The organism is Actinoplanes octamycinicus (assembly GCF_014205225.1).
In the GTDB taxonomy this organism is placed as follows: domain Bacteria; phylum Actinomycetota; class Actinomycetes; order Mycobacteriales; family Micromonosporaceae; genus Actinoplanes; species Actinoplanes octamycinicus.
This window is the reverse complement of sequence record NZ_JACHNB010000001.1, coordinates 4,380,528-4,403,363: the sequence shown is the minus strand read 5'-3', so window position 1 is coordinate 4,403,363 and position 22,836 is coordinate 4,380,528. Positions and strand designations below refer to the sequence as shown.

Annotated in this window: 6 protein-coding genes and 1 pseudogene; 2 read left to right on the top strand and 5 right to left on the bottom strand. The window is 71.2% G+C overall.

Annotation, left to right across the window (positions count from 1 at the left end):
* Positions 1-42: 42 nt before the first annotated feature.
* Positions 43-288 (bottom strand): DUF5988 family protein, encoded by a 246-nt coding sequence (locus BJY16_RS19290; protein ID WP_221502000.1) that lies wholly within the window; start codon positions 286-288, stop codon positions 43-45.
* Between the two features lie 506 nt (positions 289-794).
* Here BJY16_RS19290 and BJY16_RS19285 point away from each other — a divergent pair.
* Together BJY16_RS19285 and BJY16_RS19280 are read left to right on the top strand one after the other, a co-directional pair.
* Positions 795-1,577, top strand: coding sequence for a thioesterase II family protein (locus tag BJY16_RS19285; RefSeq protein ID WP_185040903.1), 783 nt, complete (start codon positions 795-797; stop codon positions 1,575-1,577).
* 70 nt (positions 1,578-1,647) lie between these two features.
* A complete protein-coding gene (locus BJY16_RS19280; protein ID WP_275408074.1) occupies positions 1,648-4,467 on the top strand; it encodes a helix-turn-helix transcriptional regulator in 2,820 nt (939 codons plus the stop codon).
* A 131-nt stretch (positions 4,468-4,598) separates the two neighbouring features.
* On the opposite strand, the gene BJY16_RS19275 is transcribed toward BJY16_RS19280, so the two are convergent.
* The 4 genes and pseudogenes from BJY16_RS19275 to BJY16_RS19260 all read right to left on the bottom strand — a co-directional run bounded on the left by BJY16_RS19275 (position 4,599) and on the right by BJY16_RS19260 (position 22,835).
* Positions 4,599-5,807, bottom strand: a complete 1,209-nt coding sequence (locus BJY16_RS19275; RefSeq protein ID WP_185040899.1) for a glycosyltransferase — start codon at positions 5,805-5,807, stop codon at positions 4,599-4,601.
* A 150-nt stretch (positions 5,808-5,957) separates the two neighbouring features.
* Entirely contained in the window at positions 5,958-6,506 is a 549-nt protein-coding gene (locus BJY16_RS19270; protein WP_185040897.1) for a CcdC protein domain-containing protein, read from the bottom strand.
* 127 nt (positions 6,507-6,633) lie between these two features.
* Positions 6,634-12,831: pseudogene (locus tag BJY16_RS19265) on the bottom strand (type I polyketide synthase); the annotation flags it as partial.
* Between the two features lie 20 nt (positions 12,832-12,851).
* Positions 12,852-22,835 (bottom strand): SDR family NAD(P)-dependent oxidoreductase, encoded by a 9,984-nt coding sequence (locus BJY16_RS19260; protein ID WP_376698038.1) that lies wholly within the window; start codon positions 22,833-22,835, stop codon positions 12,852-12,854.
* Position 22,836 lies beyond the last annotated feature (1 nt).

The following is a 22,836-nucleotide window of genomic DNA, read 5'->3' as shown; positions in this document are numbered from 1 at the left end:
CCGGCCCGGGATCTCCCCGGGCAAACCGGTCGACACCTCTGACTACTCGGCGACCCAGGTGCGCCCGACCCAGCGGAACGCGACGGGTTCGACGTCGCCGGCGCTCCGCTCGAAGTGCTCGTACCCGCCGCAGTACGGAACCTTGACCCGGTCCTGGTCGCGAGGCACCGCCTGGTCGCGCAGATCGGCGGGGAAGTCCGCCGGGCCGCCCTCGAGCCGGGCCTGGAGAAAGGCCTCGCCCGCAACGTTGCGGGCGGATTGCGGCAGCCTGCTGGTCGTATCACTCATGACGCCCTCCAATACGAAAGACTCGTCGTCACGCAACGCTATTGACGAGTTTTTCGACACGACACCCTTAACCGCCCCTAGATCCCGAAGCACGGACGCTTCCCGCGCCCGGCTCATTAGGGGGATCCGGAACCTCGAATGGATCCGGCCCGGCGGACCAGGACGGGGGTCAGACGACGATGTGCCAGCGCATCGGCGCTCCGGCTACCGCGCGGACCGACTCAGGACGCACAGCGCGCACAGCGAGCCGCCGGGGATCATTGTCAAACATTTACGATAGATTATCTTCGATGCAACCAATTACCCGAGGTTCATCCGGGCAGCCATTGGCACACCTATTGGAATTTGCGTGTTCACCTACTTCCGGACTCCGGACAACCGCGTCGGATCGCCGACACCGGAACCCCTACCTAGCGGCGAAATAGGGGTGCTCCGCCCGAACCCCTACTGCCTATCGTGGGCCCGGTTCAGTCCGATTTGGCCAGACGCAGCAGAACGGAACCGCCGTGAGTGAGACGTCAGCAGACAACATCTGGATTCGCACCTACCACCCCGCCGACCCGGACGCCGTGCAGCTGGTCTGCCTGCCCCACGCGGGCGGGTCGGCGTCGTTCTACTTCCCGGTGTCGCGCGCCCTGGCGCCGCGGATCGCCGTGCTGGCGGTGCAGTACCCCGGACGACAAGACCGACGCGCCGACCCGCGGATCGAGGACATCGGTGAGCTGGCCGACGAGATCACCGCCGCAGTGCGGCCCCGCCTGCGGGGCCCGGTGGCGCTGTTCGGCCACAGCATGGGCGCCGTGCTCGCCTTCGAGGTGACCCGGCGACTCGAGAAACACGGCGTGCCGGTGTCCGAGGTGTTCGTCTCCGGCCGGCGGGCCCCGTCGACCACGCGCGACGAGAACGTGCACCGGCGGGACGACCATGGCATCGTCGCCGAGATGCGCGAGCTCAGCGGCACCGACGCCCGCATTCTCGCCGACGAGGAGCTGCTGCGCATGGCGATGCCCGCGATCCGCAGCGACTACACCGCGATCGAGCGGTACCGGGCCGAGCCCGGCGCCGTCGTCGACGCCCCGATCACCGCGCTGACCGGCGACGCCGACCCGCGGTCGAGCCTGGCCGAAGTCACCGCTTGGCAGGCGCACACCACCGGCCGGTTCACCCTGCACACCTTCGCCGGCGGGCACTTCTTCCTGGCGAACCATCAGAACGCGATCAACGACCTGGTGGCGGATCGGCTGACCGGCGCCGACGCGGCCGGCGCTCCGCCCCGGATGGCGAGGTGATGCGCATCCGCGCCGCTGACACCTGAGCTTGGGACAGGAAGTCGAGTATGGCAACGAACGGGGACAAGCCGTGTCGACAACGACGCTGATCGAGCGTGAAAACCACTTGGCAGTACTGGAAGACCTGCTGAACAGCACAGCAGAGGGAAACGGCCGGATCGCCACCATCAGTGGAGCGGTGGCCAGCGGCAAGTCCGAACTGCTCGTGACCGCCTCGGACCGGGCGGTCGCCGGCGGCGCCGTGGTAGTGGACGCCGTCGCCTCACGAGCCGAGCACGGGGTGCGCTTCGGCATCGTACGAAAAATCATCGCGAGCCTCCCGATCGCTCCCGAGGCCACCGCGATGATCCTGCGCCTCATGGAGGAGGCCGGTGATCCGGCCAGCGCCGGGGTCGGCTTCATGGTCTGTCTGTCCACCACGCTGCTGCGCCTGGCGGAGCGGCAACCGGTGGTCATCGCGGTCGACGACGTGCACCGCGCGGATCCCGCGTCCAAGCAGTTCCTGCTGCATCTGGCCCGGCGGACCCGGCGGGCCAAGGTGCTGCTGCTGCTCACCACGTCGAATCGAACACCACGCGACCAGACCGATTTCTACTCCGAGTTGCAGCGCCAGCCACACCACACCAGGCTGCGGTTACGACTGCTGTCCCGCTCCGGAACCAGCCATCTGATCAGCGGACAGCTGAGCCCGCACGCCGCGAACCGGCTCGCCGACGAGGTGCACACGGTCACCGGCGGCAACCCGATGCTGGTCCAGGCCCTGATCGACGACGCGCGTGCCACCGCGGAGAGCACCGCGGCCAGCGGCGTGCCGCTGGTGCGTGCCGAGACGTACATCCAGGGTGTGCTCGACTGCCTGCACCGCGGCGACTCGGAGATGCTGACCGTGGCCCGGGCCATCGCGGCGTTCGGTCCGGCCGCCACGCCCCAGACGATCAGCCAGCTGGTGGACCTGCCGGCACGCACCGTGCTGCAGGCGATCGAGGACCTCGGGCACAGCGGGTTGCTCAGCGACGGGCAGTTCAGGGACCCGGCGGCACGGACCGCCATCCTCGACCACGCCCCGGCCGACGTCGTCGTGCGCCTGCGCGACCGAACGGCCCGGCTGCTGTTCGACTCGGGCGCTTCGGCGACCGAGGTGGCCCAGCAGGTCGTGGCGCGCGGCGGCGAGGCCGACGCGTGGACCCTGCCGGTGCTGCGCAAAGCGGCCGAGTACGCCATGGTCAACGACGACAACACCTTCGCCCGCCGGTGCCTGGAGCTGGCCTACCGGGTGTGTGCCGACGAACGGGAACGTGCCGAGATCAACAGCCAGCTGATCCTGGCGACGTGGCGTACCGCGCCGGCCGCGGCCGGCGGTTACCTGGCCCGGCTCACCGCCGAGGCGGCGCCGGACCGCGCGGTGTACCGGAATCTCCCGATGTCGGTGGCCTACCTGGCCTGGGACGGCCAGGTGGACCGCGCAGCCGGCATCGTCGAGGAGCTGACCGAGACCCCGCAGACGTCAGAGCCGTCGGACCTGACCGCGATCGCGGCGGCGCGCAACTGGCTGACCGCCTTCATCCCGCATCTGCGACCGCGCTTGCACGGCCCGGACGCGGCGGGCACGGCGCCGGAGACCGAACCGGAGCCGGAGCCGGCCGGGGCGGTCGCCGGCGCGTCCGAAGCTCTGCCCTACCTGCACGCGGCGGCGACCTACACCGCGGCAGTCACCGGTGACTCGGAGGCGGAAGCGCCGGTCGACGAGGCGATTCGGATCCTGCAGCGCTACCACCTCACCGACAGTGCCGTTCAGCCGCTGGTGTCGGTGCTCTGGGCGCTGATCTACGCCGACCGGCTGGACCTGGCGCTGTCCTGGTGCGAGCGGCTGCTCGACGAGTGCTCGAGCCGCGACACCCCGTCCTGGCGGGCCCTGCTGACCGTGGTGCGGGCCGAGATCGCGCTGCGCCAGGGCGACCTCGGTGGGGCGGAGAGCCACGCCCGGGCCGCGCTGGACCAGATGTCGGTACAGAGTTGGGGCATCGCCATCGCCCATCCGCTGGCGATCCTCGTGCAGGCCTGCACCATGATGGGCCGCTACGAGGAGGCCGGTCGGCTGCTGGACCAGGCGGTGCCGCCGGCGATGCCACACACCATCGCCGGGCTGCACTACCGGCAGGCCCGTGGGCGGTGGTACCTGGCGACCGGCCGGCCGCACGCCGCGTTGGAGACCTTCCTCGCGATCGGCAAGTCGATGGAGGCCTTCGGGACCGACAACCCTCAGGTCGTGTCGTGGCACATCGACGCCGCCGAGGCCTGGCTGGCGCTCGGCGAGCCGAAGCGGGCGAAGGAGTTGGCCGAATCGCAGCTGAACCGCTCCGGTCCCGGCTCCCGCCGGCGCCGCGCAGTGCTGCTGCGGATTCTCGGCGCCGTCGAGACCGGGCCGCGGCGGCTGCCGATGCTGCGTGAGGCGGTCAAGATCCTCGAGGACCACGGCAGCCGGCTGCAGCTGGCGATCGCTCTCGGTGAACTGGGCCGCTGCCAGCAGGCCGCCGGGGACGTCAACCAGGCGCGCATGCTGGTCCGCAAGGCCTGGCACCTGGCCAAGTCGTGCGGCGCGGAACCGGTGTGCGAGCAGCTGATTCCCGGGTACTCGGAGACCGAGGCGGCCCCGTCGGCGCGGGCCACGATTCGGCAGGTGCCGGAGTCCGAGCCGCTGACCGAGGCAGAGGCTCGGGTGGCCACGCTGGCCGCCGAGGGCCATACCAACCGCGAGATCGCAGCCCAGTTGTTCGTCACCGTCAGTACGGTCGAGCAGCACCTGACCCGGATCTATCGCAAGCTCGACGTCCGGCGGCGCCGCGATCTTCCGGCGAAGCTGTCGGCCGTGGACTCGTGGGCGGCCGCCTGATCGGCGACGGTTGCGACTCGGGTACGGAGGGCCACCGGCGGGCAACCGCGGCGGCCCTCCGTACCTCTGCTTCCGGAACGTGCCTCACGGGGGAAAGACACGAACCGGCCGGGGCCCAGCCAGCCCCGGGGTCAGTGCGCGGCGACGGTCCGTTCCAGCAGTCCGACGACCGCCTCGACACCGGGCAACCCGAGCATCTGCCGGTGTGCGGCTCGTATGCCGGCGGTGATCCGGTCGTCGTTGAGCACCTGCTTGCAGGCCGTGGCCACGCCTTCCGCGGTGACCTCGGTGACCGTGCGGCCGAGGTCGCGTTCCTCGATCCGGACCGCGTTGTGGTGCATGTCGCCGAACTGCGGCAGGGAGACCATCGGTACGCCTTGGCGTACCGACTCCCGCACGCTGTTGTATCCGGCGTGGGTGATGAACAGCTGGGCGCACTGCAGCAACAGCATCTGCGGGATCCAGTCCATGACGTGCACGTGCGGACCGATCTCGACGCCCTCGACCGGGAACCCGGCCGTGCTGACCACGGCGTGGCAGTCCAGGGCGGACAGGCCGCCGACGATGGCCCGCAACGTCTCCGACGGGTGCATCATCCCCTCCGGCGGGTCAATGCCCATCTGCTGCATGGCCATCACGGTGGGCAGCGAGCTGCCTACCGAGGCGACCACCAGCGGCCGGTCACCGGACAGGGCGGCCAGCTCGGGCGGGAGGCCCTCAGCCTCGTTGAGCGCGGCGGGCTGCCGGTAGGCGAACGCCTCCGGCACCGGGTAGCGAGCGAAAGAGTACGCGCCCGGCATACAGTCGACCCGGCCGTGCCGGTACATCGACCAAGGGTCGTCCTGAGCCGGCAGCCCGACCTCGGCCCGCCGCTTGTTGAGCAGCGGGAGCAGGCCCTGCGGGTCGATCACGTTGGTCGGCCCGGAGGGGCAGGACACATGCGGGACACCGAGCGCCTCGGCGATCAGCACGCCGGTCACCTCGCCACCGTCGCGCAGGATCAGGTCGGGGCGGAACTCCCGGGCCAGCGGCAGCACGGTGTGGAAGGTGCCGGTGATGTGCGGCCCGCCGCCCCAGAGGATCATTTCCATCCGATTGTCGAGCACGGGCTCGGGGGCGCCCGGCTCCCGTTCGAAACGCATCGAGAAGATGGACTGCATCACCTCGGGGATGCTCGGCATCACCGGATGCAGTCGCACCGGCGTACCGTCGAACACCCCGGTCAGCGCCTCCGGGACCGCGACCGCGACCTCGTGCCCGGCCAGCAGCAGGGCCCGGGCGATCGGCAGCACCTCGTTCGCGTGTCCCTGGGTGCCGGTGATAGTACAGAAGATTCGCATTCAGAACTCCCGGAGAATCGTCATTGTCACCACAGCGACTCGCCTGCCATTTTCGACCCGGTGCCGATGCGGAGAAACCCCTACCCGCCCCTGGAATTGCATTCGCAGGAATTCTCGGGAATATCCCTGACCGGCGCCGGATCGTGGACGTCAGGCCTTGACGGCAACCGTGGCCGGTGCGGATTTCCCGGCCCGCAGCGCCTTGATCCAGCGAATCGCGACACCGACCGTGCGGGTCAGCACCATGGCCATCGCCATCAGCACGAAGAAGGCGGTCACCCCGTCCGGGTCGATCTCGTTCTCCATAATCCACTTACCGAAGTCGACGGCGAACCCGTCGACGTTCTCCAGCGACCAGATGAAAATCAGGCGGCCGACCAGCACCGTCAGCCAGATCGCCAGGTAGACGAGGCCGGCCCGGGTGTAGATGCGGCCGTTCTTGTCGTCGCGCTCCAGCCGCATGGTCCGCAGCAGGCCGATGCCGATCACCGCGCCGATGGCGATGCCGGTGCCGGCCGCGGTCATGTTCGGCGCAGTGAATTCCAGGCTGCTGAGCATCTGGAAGGCCACCAGTACGACCAGGACCAGCGGAAGGGTGAGCTTGATGAAACCGAATCGGTGCCGGCCTACCTGAGTGAACAGCACGATTGTCATCAGGATGGCGCTGAAAATTAACGCATCGCGCATCGGATCGCTCATGCGAACTTCTCCTGTCAATTCAGGTCTGAATGCCAGATTAGGTGGACCGACCCGGGGCACGCCTGGGCCGATGGATGGAGAAAGGGGTGGACACGGCGCGGGCCGTGTCCACCCCTTTACCGACTCGTCAGCGGGCCAGGCCGCCGACCCAGTCATGGATCAGCCGGGCGGTCTCCCCGGCATGCGTCTCCATCATGGTGAAGTGGTCGCCGGGCGCGTCCAGCTCGCTGTGCGGCTGTGCCCAGGTGGACCGCCAGTCCTGTTTGTCCCGCCAGGACGGCAGCGGCTCGGAGGCGCGGACCAGCAGGACCGGCGTCTCGATCGGCTCCGGCGCCCACTCCCTGAACAGCCGGAAGTAGCCCGCCATCGCGGTCAGCCGGTTGTCGTCCGGCGGGCCCAGCACGGTGCCCGTGCCGTCGTCCGTCCCGCTCCCCTGCCCCGGGCCCTCGATGCGGCCACGCACGCCGGAGAAGGCCTCGTCACCGAGGGGATAGACGTCGATCAGCACCAGGGCCGCCGGACGGATCCCGCGCTCGGCCAGCCGGCTGGTCAGGTGGTGTGCCAGCAGCCCGCCGGACGAGTGGGCGACCAGCACGAACGGGCGACCGTCGGCGTATGCCAGCAGCGACTCGGCCTGCGCGGCGGCTAGTGCCTCGAGGTCGGCCGGCAGCAGTTCGCCGCGGCCGAATCCGGGCGCGGGAAGTACCGCCACGTCCCGGCGATCCCGCAGCGCGGTGGCGAACCGGGCGTACTCGTGCGCTCCGGACATCGGCAGGACCGACGGGATGCACACCAGGCCGGGGCCGGCGTCGCCTTTGGCCAGCCGGACCACGTCCAATGCGCCGCCGGCGTCCGCCGGTCCGCTGAACGTGGGCCGGAAGCCGGCAACCGCGGTCAGCAGGTGCAGGAACTCGGGGACCCGGCCGGTACGCCCGGCCTCGCCCAGCATCCGGCCCAGCGTCTGCCCCCCGTCCTCGTCCAGGAGGGGTTCGGCGCCGGTCTCGGCCGGCTCCGGCGCGGACGGCGCCACGGCCATCGCGGTCGCCAGGTACGCTCCCAGCGCCTGCGGCGTCGGGTTTTCGAACGCCACCGTGGCCGGCAGCCGGACCCCGGTGGCCTTGCTGAGCCGGTTGCGCAGCTCGAGTGCGGTCAGCGAGTCGAAGCCCATCTGCAGGAACCGCGTACCGGAGCCGATCGTCTCGGTGTCCGGGTAACCGAGCACCGACGCGGCCTGCACCCGCACGTGTTCGACCAGCATCGTGGTGCGCTCGGCCACCGGCAGGGCGGCGAGCCTCTCGGCCATCGACTGCTGCTCGGCCTGCGCCGGCCCGCGGCGGGGCTTCGGCATCAGGTCGCGCAGCTTGTGCGGGGTGGCACCGTCGGCCGAGAGGCCGCCCAGGTCCAGGCGCATCGGCAGCAGCACCGCCCGGTCGCCGCGCAGGGCGGCGTCGAACAGATCCAGCCCTTCCTCGGCGGTCAGGCCGGGGATGTGTGCGGCGGTCCGTGCGCCGGCGGCCGCGCCGGCCATCGAGCCGATCGCGCCGAGGCTGTCCAGCCACAGTCCCCAGGCCAGCGAGACGGCGGGGCGGCCCCGGTCACGGCGGTACTGGGCGAACGCGTCCAGGAAGCTGTTGGCCGCCGCGTAGTTCGACTGGCCCAGGTTGCCCAGCACTCCGGCGGCCGACGAGAACAGCACGAACGCCGCCAGGTCCCGGTCTCGGGTGAGCTCGTCCAGGTTCAGCGCGGCATCCACCTTGGGGCGCAGCACCCGGTCCAGGCGGGCCGGGGTGAGCCCCTCGACCACCCCGTCGTCCAGGACACCAGCGCTGTGCACGACCGCGGTCAGCGGGTGTTCGGCCGGGATGTCGGCGAGGACCGCGGCCAGCGCGGACCGATCGGCGGCGTCACAGGCCACCACGGTGACCGTCGCGCCCAGCTCGGTCAGCTCGGCCCGCAGCGCCTCGGCGCCCTCGGCTGCCGGACCGCGCCGGCTGGTCAGCAGCAGGTGGCGCACACCGTGCCCGGTGACCAGACGCCGGGCCACCAGCGCGCCCAGGGTCCCGGCGCCACCGGTGATCAGAACCGTGCCGTCCGGGTCCAGCCCGGCCGGGGCGCCGACCGGCACACTGGCCCGAGCCAGCCGCGGGGCATGCGGGACACCGTCGCGCAGCGCCAGCTCGGGTTCGCCGGTGGCCACCGCGGCCGGCAGCGCGGCCAGCGAGGCCGGGCTGCCGTCGAGGTCGACCAGGACGAACCGGTCCAGGCTCTCCGACTGCACCGAGCGCAGAAGACCCCAGACCGGTGCGTAGGCGAGGTCGGTGACCGCGTCGTCCGGGCCGGTGGAGACCGCGCCCCGGGTGACCACCACCAGCCGGGTGTCGGCCAGGCGGCGCTCCCCCAGCCAGGCCTGCACCAGGGCGAGTGCCTCCTGGGCGGCGGTGTGCGTACGCTCCACCGACGGCTCCTGGCTCGCGTCGGTGGCCGCCGAGCCGAGCGCGGTGAAGACCACCGCCGGCGGCTGCGTCCCGGTGTAGAGGGCGGCGACCAGCGAGCGCAGGTCCGGATAGCCGGTCCCGATCGCACCCAGCCCCTCGCCGAGCACCGCGTGCCCGGCCGTCGCGGGGGCGGCCGGCAGCGGCTGCCGCGGCCAGTCGAGCTGGAACAGCGACTGCCGGTGGCGGCCGCCGGCGGCGCTGAGCCGGTCGGCGGAGATCTGCCGGACGACCAGACCCTCGGCCGAGAGCACCGGCGCGCCGGTGTCGTCCGCGACAACCAGCGACATCGCCTCCGGGCCGGCCGGGGCGAACCGGACCCGTAGCGTGGTGGCCCCGGTCGCGTACCGGTTCACCTCACGCCAGGAGAACGGAAGCCACAGCCCTCCCCCGGTGCCGTCGGCGCCGTCACCCGTGTCGGCGCCGGCTGCGACCGCGTGCATGGCCGCGTCCAGCAGCGCCGGGTGCAGGCCGAAGCCGTCCACGTCGTCGCGCTGGCCGGCCGGCAGCTCCACTTCGGCGAAGATCTCCTCGCCGCGCCGCCACACCCGGCGCAGACCTTGGAACGCCGGTCCGTACCCGATGCCGGCGGCGTGGAATCGGTCGTAGACCCCGTTGACGTCGACCGGAGCGGCCGCGGGCGGCGGCCAGGCGGAGAGATCGGCGGCGGCCGGAGCCGAGCCGGTGGCCAGCGTGCCGCCGGCGTGCCGGGTCCACGGCTGGGAAACGTCTTGGTCGTCGGGACGCGCGTAGATCTCGATCGGCCGGTGCCCGGTGTCGTCCGGCTCACCGACCGCCACCTGCACGGCCAGGCCACCCTCCGCCGGAAGCACCATCGGCGTCTCGAAGGTGAGTTCGACCAGCCGCGGATGCCCGGCGATCGCACCGGCGTGCAGGGCCAGCTCGACGAAGGCGGTGCCGGGCAGCAGCACAGTGTCCAGCGCGGCGTGGTCGGCCAGCCAGGGATGGGTCTGCAGGGACAGCCGGCCGGTGAGGATCAGCCCGCCCGAGTGCGCCGGCTCGACCGCCGCCGCCAGCAGGGCATGACCGGCCGGCACCAGTCCGGCCGAGGTGACGTCACCGGTCACCACGGCCGGCTCCAGCCAGTACCGGCTGCGCTGGAACGCGTAGGTCGGCAGATCGGCCCACCCCGCCCCGGTCAGGTCCAGGGCGGCGGTCCAGTCCGGGTCGGCGCCGCGGGCGTGCGCCTCGGCCAGCGCGGCGACGAAACGCAGCGGGCCGCCCTGGTCACGGCGCAGCGTGCCCTGCACCCCGGCGGCCGATCCGGCGTCGTCGAGGATGCCCTGTACCGGCACGGTGAGGACCGGGTGGGCGCTCATCTCCAGGAAGAGGTTGTGGCCGTCGGCCAGCAGCGCGCGGACCGCCTGCTCGAACTCAACGGTCTGCCGCATGTTGCGGTACCAGTAGTCGGCATCCATCGGGGTGTCCAGCAGCTCGCCGGTGACGGTCGAGTAGAGCGGGATCTCAGCCGGGCCCGGCCGGACCGGCGCCAGGTCGGCCAGCAACTGGTCGCGCAGCACCTCGACACTTGCCGAGTGCCCGGCGCCGAGGGCGCCCGGGATGCGACGCACCCGGACCTCGTCGCCCTCCAGCGCGGCGATGAACTCGTCCATCGCCTCGGTCTCACCGGCCACCACGCAGGCACCCGGGCCGTTCACGACGGCGACCGAGAGCCGGCCGTCCCAGGCGGCGATCCGCTCCCGCACCGACGGCGCCGGGGCGAGCACCGAGGCCATCGCGCCGGTGCCGATCAGGGCGAGCAGGGCCTTGCTGCGCAGCGCGACGATCCGGGCGGCATCGCGCAGGGACAGGATCCCCGCCACGTACGCGGCGGCCACCTCACCCTGCGAGTGCCCGACCACCGCGGACGGCCGGATGCCGCAGCTGCGCCACAGCTCGGCCAGCGACACCATGGTGGCGAACAGCATCGGCTGCAGGGCGTCGACCTGCTCGACGGTCGGCGCACCGGGCACGCCGCGCAGGGCGTCCTCGACCGACCAGTCGAGGAACTCGCGCAGCGCCGCATCGCACTCGGCGACCGACTGAGCGAACACCGGTGAGGTGTCCAGCAGCTCGGCCGCCATGCCGGCCCACTGCGAGCCCTGCCCGGGGAAGACGAACGCGGTCTTCACCTCGGTCGTCGCCTCGTGCTGGACCAGGTTGTCGGCGTCGGCGCCGGCGGCCAGCCCGGCCAGGCCGGCCAGCAGCGACTCGCGGTCGCCACCGGTGATCGCGGCCCGGTGCTCGAAGGTGGCCCGGCGGGTCAGCAGGGTGGCGGCGACGGCGGCCGGATCGAACTCCGGCTGCGCGGTGAGGAATCCGTGCAGCCGCTCGGCTTGAGCGCGCAGGGCCTTGGCGGTCCGGGCCGAGAGCATCCACGGCAGCGGCCCGCCCGGCAGCGCCGGCTCCGGAGTACCGGGCTTACGCGGTGCCGGCACCGGTTCGGGGGCCTGCTCCAGCAGCACGTGGGCGTTGGTGCCGCTGACGCCGAACGAGGAGACCGCCGCCCGGCGCGGCTCGCCGGTCTCCGGCCACGGCCGCGTCTCGGTGAGCAGCGCGACCCCGCTGCCCTCCCAGTCCACCTTGGTGGACGGGACAGCGACGTGCAGGGTCGGCGGCAGGACGCCGGCCCGCATCGCCATCACCATCTTGATGACGCCGCCGACGCCGGCCGCGGCTTGGGTGTGACCGACGTTCGACTTGAACGAGCCCAGCCACAGGGGTGACCGGGAGTCGCGGGTCCGGCCATACGTCGCGATCAGTGACTGCGCCTCGATCGGGTCGCCCAGCGGTGTGCCGGTACCGTGCGCCTCGACCGCGTCGATCTGCTTCGCGGTCAGCTGGGCGTCGACCAGCGCGTCGCGGATGACACGCTGCTGCGACGGCCCATGCGGAGAGGTGAGCCCGTTCGAGGCGCCGTCCTGGTTGACCGCGCTGCCGCGGACCACGGCGAGGATCCGCCGACCGTTGCGAACCGCGTCGGAGAGCCGTTCCAGCATCAGCATGCCGGCGCCCTCGGCGAACCCGGCGCCGTCGGCGTCGTCCGAGAAGGCCTTGCACCGGCCGTCGGCGGCCAGCCCCTGCTGCTTGCTGACCTCGATGAACGTTCCCGGCGCGCACATCACCGTGACGCCGCCGGCCAGCGCCAGGTTGCACTCGCCGCGACGCAGCGATTGGACCGCCAGGTGCAACGTCACCAGCGAGGACGAGCAGGCGGTGTCGACTGTCAGCGCCGGCCCGACCAGGCCGAAGGTGTACGCGATCCGGCCGGAGGCGACACTGCCCGACGTGCCGGTGCTCAGGAATCCGCCGATGCCCTCCGGCAGCTGCGGGCCCTGGGCCAGGTAGTCGGTGTTGTTCATCAGACCGGCGAAGACACCGGTCGAGCTGCCACGCAGCCGGGCCGGGTCGAGGCCCGCGTGTTCGATCGCCTCCCAGGCCGATTCGAGGAACAGCCGCTGTTGCGGCTCCATGGCGAGCGCCTCCCACGGCGAGATGCCGAAGAACGCCGAGTCGAAGTCGCCCGCGCCGCGCAGGAATCCGCCGCTGCCGCCCGGCGGCGAGCCGTCCTCCGGTTCGGGTAGGTCCCACCCGCGGTCGCCGGGAACCTGGGACACCCCGTCCCGGCCGTCCCGCACCATCTCCCAGAGCGCCTCGGGCGAGTCCACGTCGCCGGGGTACCGGCAGCTCATACCGATCACCGCGATCGGCTCGTGCGCGTCGGCCTCAGTTTTTCGCAGCTGCTCCCGGGTCTGGTGCAGATCACTGGTCAGCTGCTTGAGGAAATGCCGCAGCTTGTCCTCGTTGGACATGTCTGTGTTCTCCTAGCGAGTCAGGAAATACCGAATTCGCGCCCGATGAATTGGAAGATCTCGTCGTCGCTGGCCTGCTCCAGGTGCTCGGAGACGGTCGTCTCGCCGTCCCCGGCCGGTTCCGGGCGACCCTGATCGGCCCAGCGGCTGAGCAGCGTCTGCAGGCGGGTGGTGATCCGGGATCGCTGTCCGCTGTCGACGTCCGCGGCGTCGAGCAACGCCTCCAGCGCGTCGATCTCGACCTCCAGGTCGGGGCCGGCCGCGCCGCCCAGCAGGGCCGGGATCAGGTGCTCGGCCAGCTCGGCCGGGCTCGGCTGGTCGAACACCAGGGTGGCCGGTAGCCGCAGGCCGGTGGCGGCGGCGAGCTGGTTGCGCAGCTCGACCGCGGTCAGCGAGTCGAAGCCCAGCTCCTTGAACGCCGCGTGCGGGCCGACCGCCTCCGCGCCGCTGTGGCCGAGCACTCCGGCCGCAGCCGTGCGGACCAGTCGCAGCAGGGTGTCGTAGCGCTCCTCCGGAGTCATCGGCGCGAGCTTGCGCGCCCAGTCGGCGGCGTCCGCATCCTGCGCGGCCCTCCGGGGACGACTACGAATCAGGGAGCGGAACAGTGGCGGCACGTCTCCGCTCTTGCGGAGTGCGGGCAGGTCCAACCGCATCGGTACGAGGACCCCACCGCGTGCCCAGGTCGCGTCGAACAGCGCCAGACCCTCGGCCTCGGACAACCCGGCGAGCCCCTCGACACCGGCGCCCATCCCGCCGGGCTGCTCCCACAACCCCCACGCCAGCGACGTTCCGACCAGACCAGCGGTGTTGCGTTCCCGGATCAGCTCATCGAGGAAGCTGTTCGCCGCCGCGTAGTTGCCCTGACCGACATTGCCCACCACACCGGCCGCCGACGAGAACACCACGAACATGTCCAGGTCGAGATCGGCGGTCAGCTCGCTCAAATGCCTGGCCGCGTCCACCTTCGGCGCGAACACCCGATCCAACCGCTCCGGCGTCAACGACGAAATCAACCCGTCATCCAACACCCCGGCCGTGTGCACGACCCCGCGCAGATCAGAGATCCCGGCCAGAAGTTCGGCGACCGCATCCCGATCCGCCACATCACAGGCCACCACCTCAACCGCCGCGTCCAACTCCGCGACCAACTCCCGCGCACCCGGCGCCTGCAGACCACGACGACTGGTCAAGACCAGACTCCGCACCCCGTGCTCGGCCACCAGATGCCGGGCCAGCAGCGCGCCCAGCGCACCGGTCCCGCCGGTGATCAGCACCGTGCCGCCGTTCGGCACCGGCGCCGGCTCGCCCCCGGCACGAACCAGACGTGGCGCCTGCCAAACACCATCACGCAACCGCAACTCCGGCTCACCAGCGCCCAGAACACCGGCCACCAGATCGTCCGTCAACGACTCCGAGCCCACGTCCAGCAGCACGAACCGGTCCGGGCGCTCACTCTGCGCCGACCGGACCAGACCGAACACCGCCGCCGCTGCCGGATCCATGCCGTGAGCGACGAACACCAACCGGTCGTCACCAGCAGACTGCAACCGGCCCAGCACCTCGTACACATCGATGCTGTCCACCACCTCGAACGCCACATCCGCGTCGACCGGCGACACCTCCACCCAGTCGACCGAGAAGAGCTTGTCGCTGCCCGCCATCCGGGTCAGATCGGCCGCGCGCAGCGTCAGCGAGTCGGCCGACAGCACCGGAGCGCCGGAGGCGTCCGCGGCCAGCAAGGCGATCGCGTCGTTTCCCGCCGAGGTGAGCCGGACCCGCAACGCAGTGGCGCCGACGGCGTGCAGGCTCGCCCCGGTCCACGCGAACGGCAGCCATGGGCCGGGCTGGTCGGCGTCGACGAATCCGCCGAGGGACGCCGCGTGGAGGGCCGCGTCGAACAGGGCGGGGTGCAGACCGAAACCGGTCACCGCGGTCCCGTCCGGCAAGGCCACCTCGGCGAAAACAGCATCTTGCGTACGCCAGGCCGCGCGCACGCCCTGGAACACCGGGCCGTAGTCGAGGCCGGCATCGGCCAGCGTGTCGTAGAGGCCGTTCACGTCCAGTGGTTCCGCGTCGGCCGGCGGCCAGACGGCCAGGTCGGTCGACCGGGCGGGAGCATCCGGGCTGAGGAGGCCGTGGGCGTGCCGGGTCCAGGGGTCGTCACTGTCGGCCGGCCGCGAGTAGATCGCCACCGCCTGGGTGCCCTCGTCCACGGTCACCCGCAACGCCACCGCGCCGTGAACCGGCAGCACCAGCGGCGCCTCGATCGTCAACTCCGCGACCGACCCCGCACCCACCTGGTCCCCCGCATGAACCGCGCACTCGACCAGCGCCGCACCCGGAAACAGAACGCTGTCACCGACCCGATGCTCGGCCAGCCACGGGTGGCTTTGCAGCGACAGGCGGCCGGTCAGCACCAGGGTGTCGCTGTCCGGGATGGTGATGGCCGCGGTGAGCAGCGGGTGCCCGGTCGTGGACTGACCGAGGCCGGTCGCGTCGCCGGTGCCGCCGGTGCCGCGCAGCCAGAACTGTTCGTGCTGGAAGGCGTAACCGGGCAGATCGACCAGCTTCGCGCCCCGGCCGGCGAACACGCCTGCCCAGTCCAGCTCCATCCCGGCCTCGTGCAGTCGGGCCAGGGCGGCGGTGAACGTTTCCGCCTCGTCCCGACCCTCCCGCAACACCGGAACAGCAAGCACATCGCCGGCCATCGCGGACAACACCCCGTCGGGGCCGAGTTCCAGCCACGCGGTCACGCCCAGCTCGGATGCCGTGGCCAGACCGTCGGCGAACCGGACCGCCTCGCGCACATGCCGCACCCAGTACTCGACCGTGCCCTGCTCCTGCACCCGGCCGGTCACATTCGAGATCACCGGCAACTGCGGGGCATGGAACGTCAAACCTGCCAGGGCCTGGGCGAACTCGGTCAGCATCGGCTCCATCAGATGCGAATGGAACGCGTGACTGACCGCCAGCCGCCGCACTCGCACCCCGTCGGCACGCCAGCCCTCGACCAGCGCCTCGACCGCGTCCTCGGCACCGGAGATCACCACCGAGGTGGGACCGTTGACCGCCGCGATCTGCACCCGACCATCGAGCGCCGCCGCGACCGTGGCCTCGTCCAGGTTGACCGCGGCCATCGCCCCACCCACGGGAAGGGCTTGCATCAACCGGCCCCGAGCACTGATCAGCGTGCACGCATCCGCCAGGGACAGGACACCGGCCACATGCGCGGCCACGATCTCGCCGACTGAATGACCGAGCAGCACCTGCGGCCGCACACCCCACGATTCGACCAGCCGATACAACGCCACCTCAACCGCGAACAACGCCGGCTGCGCCTGTCCGGTCTGATCCAGCAGAGCAGCCTCGTCGCCGAACACCACCGACCGCACATCACCCGGCAGCAGCGCACACACCTCGTCAAACGCGGCGGCGAACACCGGGAACGTCTCATACAGGCCCCGGCCCATACCCAGACGCTGACTGCCCTGACCGGTGAACATCACCCCCAGCCGCACATCGCCCGCCACCTGAGGATCGATCCGGCCATCCCGCAGTACCGCCCGGTGCTCGAACCGGGTCCGCGTCGCCAACGTCCATGCGATGTCTACGTCAGAGATCTCCGGATGCTCGGCGACATATTCCGTCAGCCGGGCGGCCTGGTCGTGCAGGGCCGCCTCCGACTTGGCGGACAGGATGAACGGGACGGGAGCGGTCACCGAGGCCACCGGCACGTCGACCGCGGGCGGCTCCTCCAAGATGACGTGCGCATTCGTGCCGCTGATCCCGAACGACGACACACCCGCCCGCCGCGGACGCTCACCGCGCGGCCACGGCCGCTGCTCGGTCAACAACGACACCGCGCCCTCGGACCAATCCACGTGCGGCGTCGGCTCATCCACGTGCAGAGTGCGCGGCAGCACCTCGTACCGCATCGCCTGCACCATCTTGATCACACCAGCCACACCCGCGGCGGCCTGCGTGTGACCCAGGTTCGACTTGACCGACCCCAGCCACAGCGGCTCCGACCGATCCTGCCCATAAGTAGCCAGCAGCGCCTGCGCCTCGATCGGGTCACCCAACCGCGTCCCGGTGCCATGCGCCTCCACCGCACCGACGTCGGCCGGCTTCAGTCCAGCGTTCGCGAGCGCCTGCCGGATGACGCGTTGCTGCGACGGGCCGTTCGGGGCGGTCAGGCCGTTGGACGCACCGTCCTGGTTGACCGCCGAACCCCGCACCACCGCCAGGATCCGATGCCCGTTGCGCTGCGCATCCGACTGGCGCTCCAGCACCAGCATGCCCACACCCTCGGACCAGCCCGTGCCGTCCGCCGCACCGGCGAACGGCTTGCACCGGCCGTTGTGCGCCAGACCCTGCTGCTGCGCGAAGCTGGCGAACGTGTCCGGCGTCGGCATCACCGTCACCCCGCCGGCCAGCGCCAGATCACACTCACCACGCGCCAGGGCCTGCGCCGCCAGATGCATGGTCACCAGCGACGACGAGCAGGCCGTATCGACAGTGACCGCCGGACCCTCGAAACCGAACGTATAGGACACCCGGCCGGAGACCACGCTGCTGGAACTGCCGATACCGAGGAACGCCTCCACTCCGTCCGGTACGTCGACCATGCGAGCGCCGTAGTTGTGGTACATCACGCCAGCGAAGACACCGGTCTGGCTACCGCGCACCGACACCGGGTCGATCCCGGCCGATTCGAACGCCTCCCAGGACGCCTCCAGCAGCAGCCGCTGCTGCGGATCCATCGCCAGCGCCTCGCGCGGCGAGATCCCGAAGAAGCCCGGGTCGAACTTCGCCGCGTCGTACAGGAAACCACCGGCCAACTCGTAAACCGAGGTGTCCAGCAGATCCGTGACATCCCAGCCACGATCCTCCGGGAACGCCCCGATCCCGTCACCACCCGCGGCGACAAGATCCCACAGCTGCTCCGGCGAATTCACCCCACCCGGGTAGCGGCACGCCATCCCGACCACCACGATCGGGTCCTCGACTCGCGGTCGCACGACGCCGGTCGCCATCGGCGCGTCGTCGCCGACGACCAGGCCGAGGAGGAAGTCCGCGGCCGCCGCCGAGGTCGGGTAGTCGAAGACCAGCGTCGCCGGCAGCCGTAGCCCGGTTTTCGCGGCGAGCTGGTTGCGCAGCTCGACCGCGGTCAGCGAGTCGAAGCCCAACTCCTTGAACGCGGCCTGCGAGCCGACCGCGTCCGGGCCGGCGTGGCCGAGCACTCCGGCCGCGGTCGCCCGCACCAGAGTCAGCACCGCGTCGCGGCGATCGACGGCGGCCATCGCCGTGATCTGCTCGCTCCAGCCGGAGGCCGAGTTGCCGCGTCGGGCCGCCGGGCGCGGCTTGCGGACCAGGGAGCTGAGGATCGGCGGCACGTCTCCGCTCTTGCGGAGTGCGGGCAGGTCCAACCGCATCGGTACGAGGACCCCACCGCGTGCCCAGGTCGCGTCGAACAGCGCCAGACCCTCGGCCTCGGACAACCCGGCGAGCCCCTCGACACCGGCGCCCATCCCGCCGGGCTGCTCCCACAACCCCCACGCCAGCGACGTTCCGACCAGACCAGCGGTGTTGCGTTCCCGGATCAGCTCATCGAGGAAGCTGTTCGCCGCCGCGTAGTTGCCCTGACCGACATTGCCCACCACACCGGCCGCCGACGAGAACACCACGAACATGTCCAGGTCGAGATCGGCGGTCAGCTCGCTCAAATGCCTGGCCGCGTCCGCCTTCGGCGCGAACACCCGATCCAACCGCTCCGGCGTCAACGACGAGATCAACCCGTCATCCAACACCCCGGCCGTGTGCACGACCCCGCGCAGATCAGAGATCCCGGCCAGAAGCTGGGCGACCGCGTCTCGATCCGCCACATCACAGGCCACCACCTCAACCGCCGCGTCCAGCTCCGCGACCAACTCCCGCGCACCCGGCGCCGCCAGACCACGACGACTGGTCAGCACCAGACTCCGCACCCCATGCTCGGCCACCAGATGCCGAGCCAGCAGCGCACCCAGCGCACCCGTCCCACCGGTGATCAACACCGTGCCGCCGTTCGGCACCGGCACCGGCTCACCCCCGGCACGAACCAGACGCGGCGCCTGCCAAACACCATCACGCAACCGCAACTCCGGCTCACCAGCGCCCAGCGCCTCGGCCAGCAACTCCGTGGTGATCTCAGCGCCGCCCAGGTCGAGCAGCACGAACCGGTCCGGATTCTCACTCTGCGCCGACCGCACCAAACCCCGCACCGCGGCCTCGACCGGACCAGCACCGGCACCGACGAAAACCAGCAACGACTCGGCGAACCGACCCTCAGACACCCACCGCTGCAGCAACGACAACGCGGCCACAGACGCCTCATAAGCGGTACCCGCCGGATCAGCCAGAACCGGCACGACCACCGCACCCGGCACCGGACCCTCACCGAGATCGGCGAGCAACCGCCAGTCACCGGTCCAGACCCCGCCGCCAACCTCAGCCCAGTCGAGTGCGAACAGCGCGTCGCCGACCCGCGAGGCCTGGCTCAAGTCGGCCGCGCGCAACACGAGCGAGCCCACCGACAGCACCGGAGCACCGGCCGGGTCGGTGATCGTCAGCGAAACCGTGTCCGGACCGGCCGACGTCAGCCGGACCCGCAGCGCCGAGGCGCCGGTAGCGTGCAGGTCGACGCCACTCCACACGAACGGCAACATCGGACCGGTCCCGGTCGCCTCGATCAACCCACCGAGAGCGATGGCGTGCAGGGCCGCGTCGAACAGCGCCGGGTGCAGACCGAAACCGGTCACCGCGGTCCCGTCCGGCAAGGCCACCTCGGCGAAAACAGCATCTTGCGTACGCCACGCCGCGCGCACGCCCTGGAACACCGGCCCGTAATCGAGCCCGGCGTCGGCAAGCGTCTCGTAAAGCCCATCAATCTGGATCGGCTCAGCGTCGGCGGGCGGCCACACCGTCGCACCCGCCGAGACGACCGCCGGCTGCGACGAGACCATGCCACGGGCATGCCTCGTCCAGGAGTCGTCACCGTCGACCGGTCGCGAGTAGATCGCCACCGCCTGGGTGCCCTCGTCCACGGTCACCCGCAACGCCACCGCGCCCTGGACCGGCAGCACCAGCGGCGCCTCGATCGTCAACTCCGCGACCGACCCCGCGCCCACCTGGTCCCCCGCATGAACCGCCAGCTCGGCGAGTGCGGCGCCGGGCAGGATCACCTGCTCACCGACGCGATGCTCGGCCAGCCACGGGTGGCTCTGGATCGACAGGCGGCCGGTCAGCACCACCGTGTCGCTGTCCGGGAGGGCGACAGCCGCGGTGAGCAGTGGATGGCCGGTGGCTCCAAGGCCCAGGCCGGCAGGGTCGCCGGAGGCTGTCGAGGACTTGAGCCAGTAGCGCTGGTGCTGGAAGGCGTAGCCGGGCAGATCGACCAACTTCGCGCCCCGGCCGGCGAACACGGCCGCCCAGTCCAGCTCCATCCCGGCCTCGTGCAGTCGGGCCAGGGCGGCGGTGAACGTTTCCGCCTCGTCCCGACCCTCCCGCAACACCGGAACAGCAAGCACATCGCCGGCCATCGCGGACAACACCCCGTCCGGGCCCAGCTCCAGCCACGCGGTCACGCCCAGCTCGGATGCCGTGGCCAGACTGTCGGCGAACCGGACGGCCTCGCGCACATGCCGCACCCAATACTCGACCGTGCCCTGCTCCTCGACCCGGCCGGTCAGATTCGAGATCACCGGCAACTGCGGGGCATGGAACGTCAAACCTGCCAGGGCCTGGGCGAACTCGGTCAGCATCGGCTCCATCAGATGCGAATGGAACGCGTGACTGACCGCCAGCCGTCGCACCCGCACCCCGTCGGCACGCCACCCCTCGACCAGCGCGTCAATCGCGTCCGCGGCACCGGAGATCACCACCGAGGTGGGACCGTTGACCGCCGCGATCTGCACCCGGTCATCGAGCGCCGCCGCGACGGTGGCCTCGTCCAGGTTGATCGCGGCCATCGCCCCACCCGCGGGCAGGGCTTGCATCAGCCGGCCCCGCGCGGCGATCAGCGTGCACGCATCGGCGAGGGACAGGACCCCGGCAACATGCGCGGCGACGATCTCGCCGACCGAATGACCGAGCAGCACCTGCGGCCGCACACCCCACGACTCGACCAGCCGATACAGCGCCACCTCAAGCGCGAACAACGCCGGCTGCGCCTGTCCGGTCTGGTTCAACAGCTCGGCGTCAGCACCGAAGACCACCGACTTCACGTCACCCGGCAGCAGGGCACACACCTCATCAAACGCGGCGGCGAACACCGGGAACGTCTCATACAGGCCCCGGCCCATACCCAGACGCTGACTGCCCTGACCGGTGAACATCACCCCCAGCCGCACATCGCCCGCGACCTGCGGATCGATCCGCCCATCCTTCAATACCGCCCGGTGCTCGAACCGAGCCCGCGTCGCCAACGTCCACGCCACATCGACATCCGAGACCTCCGGATGATCGGCCAGATAGGCGGTCAGCCGGGCGGCCTGATCGTGCAGGGCCGCCTCCGACTTCGCGGACAGAATGAACGGCACCGGAGCGGTCACCGAAGCCACCGGCACGTCGACCGCGGGCGGCTCCTCCAAGATCACGTGCGCATTCGTGCCGCTGATCCCGAACGACGACACACCCGCCCGGCGCGGACGCTCACCGCGCGGCCACGGCCGCTGCTCGGTCAGCAACGAGACCGCGCCCTCGGACCAATCCACGTGCGGCGTCGGCTCATCCACGTGCAGCGTCTGCGGCAAAACCTCGTACCGGAAAGCCTGGATCATCTTGATGATCCCCGCGACACCCGCAGCGGCCTGGCTATGGCCGATGTTGGATTTGATCGACCCCAGCCACAGCGGCTCCGACCGATCCTGCCCATAAGTGGCCAGCAGCGCCTGCGCCTCGATCGGATCGCCGAGCCGGGTCCCGGTCCCGTGCGCCTCGACCACGTCCACATCGGCGGCGGAGAGACGGGCATTGGCCAGCGCCTGCCGGATCACCCGCTGCTGCGACGGACCGTTCGGGGCGGTCAGACCGCTGCTGGCGCCGTCCTGGTTCACCGCCGAACCCCGCACCACCGCCAGGATCCGGCGACCGTTGCGCAGCGCGTCGGACAGCGTCTCCAGCACCAGCATGCCGACGCCCTCGGAGAACCCGGTCCCGTCGGCGGCGCCCGCGAACGCCTTGCACCGGCCGTCCGCGGCGAGGCCGCGCTGGCGGGAGAACTCCAGGTAGGTGCCGGGCGTGGCCATCACCGTCGCGCCGCCGGCCAGGGCCAGCGTGCAGTCCCCGCTGCGCAGCGCCTGCGCTGCCAGATGCAGCGTGACCAGCGACGACGAGCAGGCCGTGTCGACCGTGACCGCCGGCCCCTCCAGCCCGAAGGTGTAGGCCACCCGCCCGGACGCGACGCTGCCGGAACTGCCGGTGCCGAGGAAGCCCTCGATCCCTTCCGGGACCGCGTCCAGCGACGGCGTGTAGTCCGTGTTGTTCATCAGGCCGGCGAACACGCCGGTCCGGCTGCCGCCGACTCCGTGCGGGTCGATGCCGGCCGACTCGAACGCCTCCCAGGACGCCTCCAGCAGAAGCCGCTGCTGCGGATCCATCGCCAGCGCCTCCCGCGGCGAGATCCGGAAGAAGCCCGGGTCGAAGTCGCCCGCGCCGCGCAGGAATCCGCCCTGGACGTTGTAAACGGTGCCGGCTCGATCCGGGTCGGGGTCGTAGAGATCGTCCAGGTCCCAGCCACGGTCGGTGGGGAACCCGGCGATCCCGTCGCCGCCGGACGCGACCAGCTGCCAGAGGTCTTCCGGCGAGGCGACCCCGCCGGGGTAGCGGCAGCTCATACCGATCACGGCGATCGGTTCCGCGTCCTTCTCCTCGGCCTCGCGCAGCCGGCGCCGGGTGTCGCGCAGGTCCGCCGTCGCGCGCTTCAGATAGTCGACGAGCTTTTCTTCATTCGTCATGTCGGCCACT